Annotated in this window: 11 protein-coding genes; 9 read left to right on the forward strand and 2 right to left on the reverse strand. The window is 45.7% G+C overall.

Annotated features, from left to right (window positions below):
- The first annotated feature begins 25 nt into the window (after positions 1-25).
- Complete coding sequence (locus ONE56_RS05285) at positions 26-1,315, forward strand: replication-associated recombination protein A (RefSeq protein WP_408058847.1); 1,290 nt, start codon at positions 26-28, stop codon at positions 1,313-1,315.
- A 92-nt stretch (positions 1,316-1,407) separates the two neighbouring features.
- Entirely contained in the window at positions 1,408-2,715 is a 1,308-nt protein-coding gene (gene serS, locus ONE56_RS05290) for a serine--tRNA ligase (RefSeq protein ID WP_041156617.1), read from the forward strand.
- Between the two features lie 73 nt (positions 2,716-2,788).
- Here the strand turns inward: serS and bioA are convergent, their stop codons facing one another.
- Positions 2,789-4,066 (reverse strand): adenosylmethionine--8-amino-7-oxononanoate transaminase, encoded by a 1,278-nt coding sequence (gene bioA / locus ONE56_RS05295; RefSeq protein ID WP_423840355.1) that lies wholly within the window; start codon positions 4,064-4,066, stop codon positions 2,789-2,791.
- 128 nt (positions 4,067-4,194) lie between these two features.
- On the opposite strand from bioA, the gene bioB reads away from it, so the two are divergent.
- Genes bioB through bioD form a run of 4 tightly spaced genes read left to right on the forward strand, consistent with a single transcriptional unit; the run spans position 4,195 to position 7,874 of the window.
- Positions 4,195-5,247 (forward strand): biotin synthase BioB, encoded by a 1,053-nt coding sequence (gene bioB / locus ONE56_RS05300; protein ID WP_041156615.1) that lies wholly within the window; start codon positions 4,195-4,197, stop codon positions 5,245-5,247.
- Entirely contained in the window at positions 5,234-6,385 is a 1,152-nt protein-coding gene (gene bioF / locus ONE56_RS05305; protein ID WP_423840356.1) for an 8-amino-7-oxononanoate synthase, read from the forward strand. The genes bioB and bioF overlap by 14 nt, the downstream gene beginning before the upstream one ends.
- Positions 6,385-7,191 carry a malonyl-ACP O-methyltransferase BioC gene (gene bioC, locus ONE56_RS05310; RefSeq protein WP_331438012.1) on the forward strand — a complete coding sequence of 269 codons (807 nt, stop codon included), beginning with the start codon at positions 6,385-6,387 and terminating at the stop codon, positions 7,189-7,191. Before bioF ends, bioC begins: the two co-directional genes overlap by 1 nt.
- Positions 7,188-7,874, forward strand: a complete 687-nt coding sequence (gene bioD, locus ONE56_RS05315) for a dethiobiotin synthase (protein ID WP_041156613.1) — start codon at positions 7,188-7,190, stop codon at positions 7,872-7,874. The genes bioC and bioD overlap by 4 nt, the downstream gene beginning before the upstream one ends.
- A 127-nt stretch (positions 7,875-8,001) precedes the next feature.
- Here bioD and ONE56_RS05320 read toward each other — a convergent pair whose 3' ends face one another.
- Positions 8,002-8,166 (reverse strand): hypothetical protein, encoded by a 165-nt coding sequence (locus tag ONE56_RS05320; protein WP_128814712.1) that lies wholly within the window; start codon positions 8,164-8,166, stop codon positions 8,002-8,004.
- Positions 8,167-8,614: 448 nt separating this feature from the next.
- Here ONE56_RS05320 and htpX point away from each other — a divergent pair, with 448 nt between their 5' ends.
- The 3 genes from htpX (at position 8,615) to ONE56_RS05335 (ending at position 10,840) form a co-directional block, all read left to right on the forward strand.
- Positions 8,615-9,484 (forward strand): protease HtpX, encoded by an 870-nt coding sequence (htpX, locus tag ONE56_RS05325; RefSeq protein WP_423840357.1) that lies wholly within the window; start codon positions 8,615-8,617, stop codon positions 9,482-9,484.
- A 214-nt stretch (positions 9,485-9,698) separates the two neighbouring features.
- Positions 9,699-10,118, forward strand: a complete 420-nt coding sequence (locus tag ONE56_RS05330; RefSeq protein ID WP_041156611.1) for a nuclear transport factor 2 family protein — start codon at positions 9,699-9,701, stop codon at positions 10,116-10,118.
- Complete coding sequence (locus ONE56_RS05335) at positions 10,115-10,840, forward strand: SDR family oxidoreductase (RefSeq protein ID WP_423840358.1); 726 nt, start codon at positions 10,115-10,117, stop codon at positions 10,838-10,840. Before ONE56_RS05330 ends, ONE56_RS05335 begins: the two co-directional genes overlap by 4 nt.
- The last annotated feature ends 4 nt before the right edge of the window (positions 10,841-10,844 follow it).

The raw sequence follows: 10,844 nt of genomic DNA on the forward strand, positions 1-10,844 counted from the left end.
AGATTTTCGTCCCCTTGCTGCACGTATGAGACCGCAAACGGTCGAACAATACATTGGTCAGCAACATATCCTCGGTCCGGGGAAGCCATTACGTCGAGCGCTGGAAGCGGGACACATTCACTCAATGATCTTATGGGGACCGCCGGGGACGGGGAAAACAACCCTTGCGGAAGTGGCGGCGAATTATGCCAATGCTGAAGTTGAACGCGTTTCAGCGGTGACTTCTGGCGTGAAAGACATTCGTGCTGCGATTGACAAGGCGCGTGAGAACAAAATGGCAGGGCGACGTACTATCCTTTTTGTCGATGAGGTACACCGCTTCAACAAGTCTCAACAAGATGCCTTCCTACCTCATATTGAAGATGGGACCGTCACTTTTATTGGTGCGACCACAGAAAACCCCTCCTTTGAACTCAATAACGCATTGTTATCCCGTGCGCGTGTTTACAAACTGACCTCGTTGGATAAAGATGAGATTTTGTTAGCCTTAAATCAGGCCATTAACGATAAAGAGCGCGGTTTAGGAAATACGTCAGCCCACTTTGCCGATAATGTTTTGGACCGATTGGCAGAGCTGGTCAACGGTGACGCACGTATGTCTCTTAATTACCTTGAGCTTCTGTACGATATGGCAGAAGACAATGCTCAAGGAGAAAAAGAAATCACCTTGAAGTTGTTGGCTGAAGTCGCGGGAGAAAAGGTATCTCGATTCGATAACAAAGGCGATATTTGGTACGATTTGATCTCTGCTGTTCACAAGTCTATCCGTGGTTCCAATCCTGATGGGGCATTATACTGGGCTGCGAGGATGATTTCGGCGGGCTGTGATCCCTTGTATATTGCAAGACGGCTACTAGCGATTGCGTCGGAAGATATTGGAAACGCGGATCCAAGGGCGATGCAGGTTGCGTTGTCTGCTTGGGACTGTTTTACCCGAGTTGGGCCCGCAGAAGGTGAAAGAGCGATTGCTCAAGCGATTGTCTACCTTGCTTGTGCGCCAAAGAGCAACGCGGTTTATGTTGCTTGGAAACAGGCGTTAACTGATGCTCACAACTTGCCTGAGTATGAAGTGCCTCATCATCTGCGAAATGCGCCCACCAGTTTAATGAAAGACATGGGCTACGGGGCAGAGTACCGTTACGCTCATGATGAGCCGGGCGCCTATGCGGCGGGAGAAAAGTATCTGCCGCCCGAAATGGCAGAGCGTCGGTACTATCAACCGACAAACAGAGGCCTTGAAACCAAAATCGGCGAAAAGTTAGATTACTTGGCTAATTTAGACGCAAATAGCCAACAAAAGCGCTATGAAAAGTAAGCGTTTTTGGATACATTTATTTGAACTATTTTTTTGCGTGCTAACAAAATGCGAGCGCGCGACTTCACAACTACAAAAGCATAGGATTAACAATGCTGGATTCTAAATTACTTCGAACTGAGCTGGATGATACAGCTGCAAAACTGGCGCGTCGTGGCTTTAAGCTAGACGTCGAGACAATCCGTAACCTTGAAGAACAACGCAAGTCCATTCAAGTAGAAGTTGAAAATTTACAATCCACACGTAACTCCATCTCCAAGCAAATCGGCCAAAAAATGGCGGCGGGCGATAAAGAAGGTGCAGAAGAGATCAAGAAGCAAATCGGTACACTTGGTAGCGATCTAGATGCGAAAAAAGTTGAACTTGACGCAGTCATGGCTCAACTTGAAGAGATCACTCTATCTGTTCCAAACCTGCCAGCTGATGATGTGCCAGATGGTAAAGATGAGGACGACAACGTAGAGATCTCTCGTTGGGGTGAGCCAAAAACTTACGATTTCGAACTGAAAGATCACGTTGATCTCGGTGAAATGGGTGACGGTCTTGATTTCGCAAGCGCAACGAAGATCACTGGGGCACGTTTTATCGTCATGAAGGGACAATTCGCGCGCTTACACCGTGCTATTGCTCAGTTCATGCTCGATCTTCATACAGAAGAGCACGGCTACACAGAAATGTATGTGCCGTACCTCGTTAACTCTGATAGCCTGTTTGGTACAGGTCAGCTGCCTAAGTTTGGTAAAGACCTATTCCACACAGAGCCGCTTGAAGAGAAAGTGAACGACGAAGAGCCGCGTAGACTATCGCTTATCCCAACAGCAGAAGTACCAGTCACAAACATGGTACGTGACACCATCTCTGATGAAGCGGATCTGCCTATCAAGATGACAGCACACACACCATGTTTCCGCTCTGAAGCGGGTTCTTACGGGCGTGATACTCGTGGATTGATTCGTATGCACCAGTTCGACAAAGTTGAGCTAGTACAAATCACCAAGCCAGAAGATTCAATGAACGCACTGGAAGAACTCACTGGTCATGCTGAGAAAGTGCTACAGCTTCTAGAGCTTCCTTACCGTAAAGTGGTTCTATGTACAGGTGATATGGGCTTCGGTGCTCGTAAGACTTATGACTTAGAAGTGTGGGTTCCGGCGCAAGAAACTTACCGTGAAATTTCTTCATGCTCTAACATGTGGGATTTCCAAGCTCGTCGTATGCAGGCGCGTTTCCGTCGTAAAGGCGAGAAGAAACCTGAGCTTGTGCACACACTAAACGGTTCTGGTCTAGCAGTAGGCCGTACAATGGTTGCTATCCTTGAAAACAATCAAGAAGCAGACGGTCGCATAGCAATCCCAACTGCACTTCAGAAATACATGGGTGGCGCAACGCACATCGGTTAATTCATTAATCGCCAGAACATTAAAACCCAGCCTGAGTGCTGGGTTTTTTTAATCGTTGTCTGCTGGACGTGAGTTATATAAAGCAGTCTTCACATTGAAGCGCGGCTTCAATTGCATTAACCAGCTTCTCAATATCTTTTGGTTCGCTAATAAACGGCGGCATCATGTAAATCAGCTTTCCAAATGGACGAATCCACACGCCTTGTTCAACAAATAGGGCTTGGATGACTTCCATATTTACAGGGCGATGCGTTTCTACCACTCCAATTGCGCCCAACCAACGAGTATTTTTCACCAAGTCGTATTCTTCTAGCTTTGGCAGCAATTCAGAAAAGAGTGTCTCGATTTGTTTGGTTTGCTGTTGCCATTCGCCTTGTTCGATTAATTCTAAACTTGCCGTTGCAACGGCACAGGCTAACGGGTTGCCCATAAAGGTGGGGCCGTGCATAAAGCAGCCAGCTTCACCTCCGCAAACGGTATCAGCGACGTGTTTACTCGTGAGTGTCGCTGACAGGGTCATATAACCGCCGGTGAGCGCTTTACCAACACATAGAATGTCTGGCTGAATATCCGCGTGCTCACAAGCAAACAATTTACCGGTACGACCAAAGCCAGTTGCGATTTCATCAGCAATCAGTAGTAGACCATACTGATCGCAAAGCTTGCGAACCCCGTTCAGAAACTCAGGGTGGTAAATTCGCATTCCTCCAGCACCTTGCACGATAGGTTCAAGGATCACTGCGGCAAGTTCTTGGTGATGCAGCGCCATTTTTTGTTCGAAGTCAGCTAGGTCTTCTGGCTTCCAATCATCCCAGTAACCACACGTTGGTGATTCCGCAAAAATATGTTCAGGCAAGAAGCCTTTGTAGAGAGAGTGCATGGAGTTCTCTGGGTCGGTCACCGACATCGCAGCAAAGGTATCGCCATGATAGCCGTGTCGCAAAGTGAGGAATTTTGGTCTACGTTCTCCTTTAGCGTGCCAGTATTGTAGTGCCATTTTCAGGCTCACTTCAACGGCGACTGAGCCGGAGTCAGCAAGAAACACATGTTCTAAACGGTTCGGCGCAAGAGACAGTAGTTTTTTACAGACGTTGATGGCTGGTTGGTGAGTGATGCCACCAAACATGACATGCGACACTTGGTCTATTTGGTGATGTGCCGCTTGGTTTAGATGAGGATGATTGTAGCCATGAATGGTTGACCACCAAGAAGACATGCCATCAACCAGTTCGGTTCCATCTTCCAGTGTAATGTGTACACCACGTGCGGAGGCGACAGGATAGCAGGTCAGAGGTGTCAGTGTAGAAGTGTAAGGATGCCATATATGCTGGCGATCGAAGGCGAGATCCATATGCGATTCCATAAAATTGCAGTTCAATAAATAATCAGATGTAAACTTTGTTTATTTTTGTTTTGTTGACAGTCTATCGATACTCAGTAGACTGTCAACAAAACAAAAAAGTAACGAAAGGAATACACGTGGAAGTTCGTCATAACTGGACGCATGATGAAGTGCGCGAGCTAATGGAAAAACCATTTATGGATCTTCTATTTGAGGCTCAGCTTGTTCACCGTCAATATCAACAAACCAATCATGTTCAAGTAAGTACTCTGTTATCCATTAAGACAGGGGCGTGCCCAGAAGACTGCAAATACTGTCCGCAAAGCGCCCGGTACACAACCGATATTGAAAAAGAGCGTTTGATGGAGGTTGAGCGTGTACTTGACGCGGCCCAAAAAGCAAAGAATGCTGGATCAACTCGATTCTGTATGGGGGCAGCATGGAAGAACCCGAAAGAACGTGATATGCCACATCTGACGGATATGATCAAAGGCGTTAAAGATATGGGGCTAGAAACCTGTATGACGCTGGGTATGCTAACGCCAGATCAAGCCAAACAGTTGGCGCATGCGGGCTTGGACTACTACAACCATAACCTCGACACTTCACCTGAGTTCTACGGCAATATCATTACTACGCGTACCTACCAAGATCGTCTAGACACGCTTTCTCACGTTCGAGATGCAGGCATGAAGATTTGCTCTGGTGGTATCATCGGAATGGGAGAGAGTGCGAACGATCGTGCAGGTCTGCTGGTTGAACTTGCGAATCTGCCAACTCACCCAGAAAGTGTACCAATCAACATGTTAGTGAAAGTAAAGGGCACGCCACTGGAAAAAGTGGACGATGTTGAGCCGTTTGACTTCATTCGCCTGATAGCGATTGCCCGCATCATGATGCCTCAATCTGCAGTTCGCCTATCCGCAGGCCGTGAGAACATGAACGAACAGATGCAAGCATTGTGCTTTATGGCGGGTGCAAACTCTGTCTTCTACGGTTGTAAACTTCTTACGACACCAAACCCTTCTGAAGATAAAGACATGATGCTGTTTGAAAAACTCGGTATTAACCGTCAAGAGGTGTCCCAAAAACCGGATGAAATCGAAGAAAACGAATTGCTCGACCGCGTCGTAGAGCGTGTGGCGGCTCGTCCGACAAAAGACGATATCTTCTACGATGCCAGCGTTTAAACATCGTATTGCTTCAGCCCTTGCTACGCGAAAAGAGCAGGGGTTGAATCGGTCGTTGAATGTCGTGTTTTCAGGTAACCAATCGATTTTGGAACACGATGGCAGGCGTTACATCAATTTCTCAAGCAACGATTATTTAGGCTTAGCCAACGATCAGGCTTTAGTACGCGCCTGGCAGCAAGGTTTAAATGTATACGGCAGTGGAAGTGGCGCCTCACCGATTGTGACAGGCTTTAGTGCTGCACACAGCAACCTTGAGGCTGCACTGACCGAATGGTTGGGTTATGAACGAGCAATCTTGTTTGGTTCTGGATTCAGTGCGAATCAAGCGCTGCTTTTTACGCTGTTAGAGAAATCAGATGTTCTCATCCAGGACCGACTAAACCATGCATCTTTGATGGAAGCTGGTGCATTATCGCCAGCGAAAATGAAACGTTTTAAACACAATGATGTTGAACATCTTAAAACACTTTTATCTGAGAAGTGTAACCATCTAGTCGTGACGGAAGGCGTATTCAGCATGGATGGCGATTGCGCCCCCGTTGCTGATATTTCGGCGGTGACCACGTCGCGTGATTCTTGGTTAGCGGTCGATGATGCACATGGTATGGGTGTGCTTGGGGAGCATGGTGGTGGTTCCTGTATGCACGCGAATATTACCCCCGAGATTTTAGTGGTGACCTTTGGTAAGGCTTTTGGTATGTCTGGCGCTGCTATTCTATGTGATCAAGCGACGGGTGACTTTTTAACTCAATTCGCGCGACACCACGTGTATTCGACGGCTATGCCTCCGGCTCAGGCATACGCGCTCACTCATGCCGTTTCAATGGTTCAAGAACAAAATTGGCGACGTGAAAAGTTGGCAGAGCTAACCGAATACTACCGGGACTGTTTACACGATATAGACGGTTTTATCGATACGGTGACACCAATAAAACCATTTGTTATTGGAGAATCAGAAAACGCAGTGAGCGTGGCGAATGCGTGTCGCCAAAATGGGATTTGGGTAACGGCGATTCGTCCCCCTACTGTGCCAAAAGGCACATCTCGACTGCGACTAACGCTGACCGCAAGTCATAGTAAAACGCAAATTAAAACGCTTTCACTCGTATTGAAGCAAGCATTAGGAACACGGTGATGGAGAATGCGAAACAGTTGGCATTGACCAGTTCAATTCAAAGTAAGGATGCCATTGCAGCGTCGTTTGGAAAAGCGGCTGAGACGTATGATAAACACGCGGCATTCCAAAGAGATGTTGGTAGGCGTTTATTAGCAAAGTTACCTGATAATTTAACTGGAAAGCGAGTCCTAGATTTAGGATGTGGCACCGGCTACTTTTCCTTGCAACTCAAAGAGCGTGGCGCAGAAGTTGTGTGTGGCGATATTTCTCAAGCGATGTTGGATAAGGCGGTTCAGCGCTGTGGAAAAGAACGAATGCGTTATGTTCTTGCGGATGCAGAGAACTTACCTTTTGACGATGCAAGTTTTGATTATGTGTATTCAAGCTTGGCGCTACAGTGGTGTACGGATTTGAGTTTCCCGCTGAGAGAAATACGTCGAGTGTTAAAAAAAGAAGGGCGTGGGTGCTTTGCTACGCTTGTGGATGGCTCGCTGAATGAACTACGCCAAGCGTGGAAAAAAATTGATGCATATCAACACGTCAATAACTTTATCACCCTCAATCAGGTAAAAATTGCGTTAGCGCAATCACAATGCCATAACCATCAACTAGACTCGACCGCAATTACGGTTTGGTACGATTCTGCATTTTCTGTTATGCGTGACCTCAAAGGTATTGGGGCGAATCACGTAAGCGGACGCTCACAAGGCTTAACAAGCCGCCGAAGTTTGTTGAAAGTCGAGCGTGAGTACCAAGCACATAGAAACAATAAAGGTCTTTTACCTGCAAGTTATCAGGTTTGTTTTGGAGTAATACATCGATGATTGATGCATTTTTTATTGCTGGTACGGATACTGATGTAGGGAAAACAGTTGCGTCTAAAGCTATTTTACAGGCGCTTGCTGAGAAAGGGTTAAATACCATTGGTTATAAGCCTGTGGCCGCTGGAAGCGAAAAGTCGCAAGAGGGTTGGCGTAACTCAGATGCGCTGCATTTACAAAAAGCGGCGACGCTAAAAGTGGCGTATGACGATGTTAACCCATACGCTTTGGAGTTACCGACCTCGCCTCATATTGCTGCAAAGCATGAACATGTCGAAATCAACTACGGCTTATTGAGTGAAAAACTGGCTCAGCACAAAGAGCAGGCAGATACCGTTTTAGTTGAAGGCGCTGGTGGTTGGCGTGTTCCGGTCTCAGACACGGATAGCCTTTCTACTTGGGTGAAACAGGAGCAACTGCCCGTTGTGTTGGTTGTGGGGATTAAACTCGGTTGTTTAAGTCATGCCATGTTAACTGCAGAAATAATCCGTTCTGACGGTTTGAATCTTGTGGGATGGGTGGCAAATCGAGTAAACCCAGGTACCGAGCATTATGCCGAGATCATTCAGATATTGGAAACTCGCTTAGACACACCTAAGTTGGGCGAGATTCCTTATATCCCAAGTGCGAAGCGTGTAAATTTGGGCAAGTACATTAATGTTGAACCACTGCTCAACGCAAAGTAGCGCCTCAGCTTAAACGAAGTACGCGTTGTTCTGAGGAACAAATAAAATAGAAAAAGGCTGCAATTGCAGCCTTTTTTCATACTAAAAGAGTGAGGTGCTTTTAGAGGCGATGTCATTCACCCTTTCTTTATTTATCTTGGCTTAGACCCATCAAGGCTTGCTGAGTTTCAGCAACACGTTTTGACATGTTATCGGTTGAAATACCGAGTTGTTGTTTCGCTTCATCTTCTGAGATTCCAAGATGACAACGCAGTAAATCAATAGCCATTTGATAGTCGTTAGTTTCTACCATGATTATTCCCTCAAGACATGGATGCTGTGTAGTAACCCTTGTTATATTTTCAGCGCTTTGCTTAAACAGTTTACTTAAAATTAAACAGTGCTCTTGAAACAGGTGACGAGAAGCACTTGTTTGAAAGCAGAAGATTAAGCTCATCGTTTAAAACACTTTGAGTTACTCTGTTTTGTTCGTATGCTTGGCAATCTACCATGTTTCATTGTGACGACAATAAGACCAAAGTCTAATCGAGGTATAAGGCGCTGTTTTTCAATGAATTTAAAATATGGGTAATTTGATTAATTATTGAGCTGTGATCTTTACCTCATTAGGTAATCCAGACAACAAATGTTGCAATTTAATACTTAACCTTGTTTTTAACCTATATAAACTATATCTATCGAAGTGGAACCCGTTAAGGTTCGGCTTTTACAACAATAAGCTTCTTTTTTGGGAGAAAGCAATGAAGCGAATCATGTTATTCCTCGTCACTAACCTAGCGGTTATGCTAGTGCTTAGTATTGTTCTCAATATTGTTTATGCTACCACTGGAATGCAACCAGGCAGCTTGTCTGGTTTACTTGTCTTAGCTGCGGTATTTGGCTTTGGCGGGGCTCTGATTTCCTTAATGATGTCGAAAGGAATGGCGTTGCGTTCGGTTGGTGGTATGGTCATTGAGAACCCACGTAACGAAACTGAACATTGGTTGCTACAAACGGTAAGTCGCCAAGCTCAACAGGCAGGTATCGGAATGCCGACCGTTGCTATTTATGACTCACCGGATATCAATGCGTTTGCAACAGGGGCCAAGCGTAATGACTCTCTAGTAGCAGTATCAACCGGTTTGCTGCACAACATGACCCGAGATGAGGCAGAAGCCGTCCTTGCTCATGAGGTCAGCCATATTTCCAACGGTGACATGGTGACAATGACCTTGATGCAGGGGGTGGTGAATACCTTCGTTATCTTCTTGTCGCGTTTTATCGCCAATATTGTCTCTTCAAACGATGATGAAGAAGGACAAGGTACTAATATGATGGTGTACTTTGGTGTATCGATGGTACTTGAATTGGTGTTTGGTTTCCTGGCCAGCTTTATCACGATGTGGTACAGCCGTCATCGAGAGTTCCACGCTGACGCGGGAGCTGCTCAACTTGTTGGCAAAGAGAAAATGATTGCAGCATTGGAGCGCCTGAAAATGAGCCACGAGTCTCAGCTTGATGGCACGATGATGGCATTTGGGATTAATGGTAAGAAATCGCTGAGCGAGCTACTAATGAGTCACCCGCCATTAGATAAACGCATCGCGGCACTACGCAATCAGCAATTCTAATCAAATAGCTCTCTGAAAAGACTTGGTTTTTACCAAGTCTTTTTTTTTGGTCCACTGATCGCCTAGCAACTTTTATACGTATCAAGGTTTAGAAATAAAGTTATACAAATATTTTTTTGTACAACTAGAAGCGTTTAGTCTATCTTGTACGTATAAATATTTTGTACAAGTTTATTGGATTTGTGCACAATTTTTAAGATGTAGGAGCAAAGGAATGGACATACAATCTGTTGGCGATATCTATCAGAAACTCAATAGGTCGAATCTGCACTTGCTCAATGATGTCTATCACCCAGATGTGGTATTTGAAGATGCAGCTCATCGGCTTGAGGGATTACCAGAACTCTCCGATTACTTTCAATCATTGTATGCCAACGTAATCAGTTGCGATTTTGACATCCACGATCATCAACAAGTAGGCGATGTAGGTTTTCTTACTTGGACAATGTTTTTACAACATCCAAAGTTGCAAAAAGGGTCACCTATTGCCGTGAATGGCGTTTCCCACCTTAAGTTTTCACAGGGACAGGTTATCTATCATCGTGATTACTTTGATCTCGGTGAAATGCTTTACGAACACTTACCTGTGTTGGGTTCCATTGTTAAAACGATCAAAAAGAGGCTAGGGCAATGAGTCATTCGGTTCTCATTACGGGTGCCACTTCTGGCATAGGCAGGCAGTTAGCTCGTGATTATGCTGACTCAGGTTGGCACGTTATTGCTTGCGGACGGAATCAGTCCGTGCTTTCAGAGCTGGCTTCAGCGTCACCCAATATTGAAACACTGCGGTTCGATGTCACCCAATACGAAGACACCCTACAAGCATTGGCTTCACTTAAGTCTGTTCCAGACACATGGATATTTAACGCGGGTGGCTGTGAATATATGGATGACGGGATTGTTGATGCGAAGTTGATGGCTCGCATCATGGATGTCAACGTGATCGGTGTCGCCAACTGTATTGAGGCGTGTCAGCACTACTTTGTGCGCGGACATAAAGTCGTCATCGTTGGCTCAATCGCTTCAGAAGTTGCGTTGCCGAGAGCAGAAGCGTATGGCGCATCTAAAGCTGCGGTAAGCTACTTTGCCAGAACGCTTGCCATTGATCTAAAAAAGAAAGGCATCAAAGTCGTGACTGTGTTTCCGGGCTTTGTAGAAACGCCACTCACTGACAAGAATACATTTGAGATGCCGATGATCATCTCAGCCAAGCAAGCTTCTGAGTCGATCAGAAGACAGCTCACCACAAACAAGAGTCATATTTATTTTCCAGCACGGTTTACGGGCATGCTTCGCCTGTTGTCACTATTACCATACGGATGGCAGGCAAAACTCGCTGAGAAGCTCGTTTCTTAAGAAG

Origin of the sequence: Vibrio mytili (assembly GCF_049563345.1) — a bacterium.
GTDB lineage: Bacteria > Pseudomonadota > Gammaproteobacteria > Enterobacterales > Vibrionaceae > Vibrio > Vibrio mytili.

What these genes read in the sequence shown, in the direction of transcription:
- ONE56_RS05320 (WP_128814712.1), bottom strand. Translation starts at nt 8,166, where the DNA reads ATGGTAGAAACTAACGACTATCAAATGGCTATTGATTTACTGCGTTGT.
- htpX (WP_423840357.1), top strand. Translation starts at nt 8,615, where the DNA reads ATGAAGCGAATCATGTTATTCCTCGTCACTAACCTAGCGGTTATGCTA.
- ONE56_RS05335 (WP_423840358.1), top strand. Translation starts at nt 10,115, where the DNA reads ATGAGTCATTCGGTTCTCATTACGGGTGCCACTTCTGGCATAGGCAGG.
- ONE56_RS05285 (WP_408058847.1), top strand. Translation starts at nt 26, where the DNA reads ATGAGACCGCAAACGGTCGAACAATACATTGGTCAGCAACATATCCTC.
- ONE56_RS05330 (WP_041156611.1), top strand. Translation starts at nt 9,699, where the DNA reads ATGGACATACAATCTGTTGGCGATATCTATCAGAAACTCAATAGGTCG.
- bioF (WP_423840356.1), top strand. Translation starts at nt 5,234, where the DNA reads ATGCCAGCGTTTAAACATCGTATTGCTTCAGCCCTTGCTACGCGAAAA.
- bioD (WP_041156613.1), top strand. Translation starts at nt 7,188, where the DNA reads ATGATTGATGCATTTTTTATTGCTGGTACGGATACTGATGTAGGGAAA.
- bioC (WP_331438012.1), top strand. Translation starts at nt 6,385, where the DNA reads ATGGAGAATGCGAAACAGTTGGCATTGACCAGTTCAATTCAAAGTAAG.
- serS (WP_041156617.1), top strand. Translation starts at nt 1,408, where the DNA reads ATGCTGGATTCTAAATTACTTCGAACTGAGCTGGATGATACAGCTGCA.
- bioA (WP_423840355.1), bottom strand. Translation starts at nt 4,066, where the DNA reads ATGGATCTCGCCTTCGATCGCCAGCATATATGGCATCCTTACACTTCT.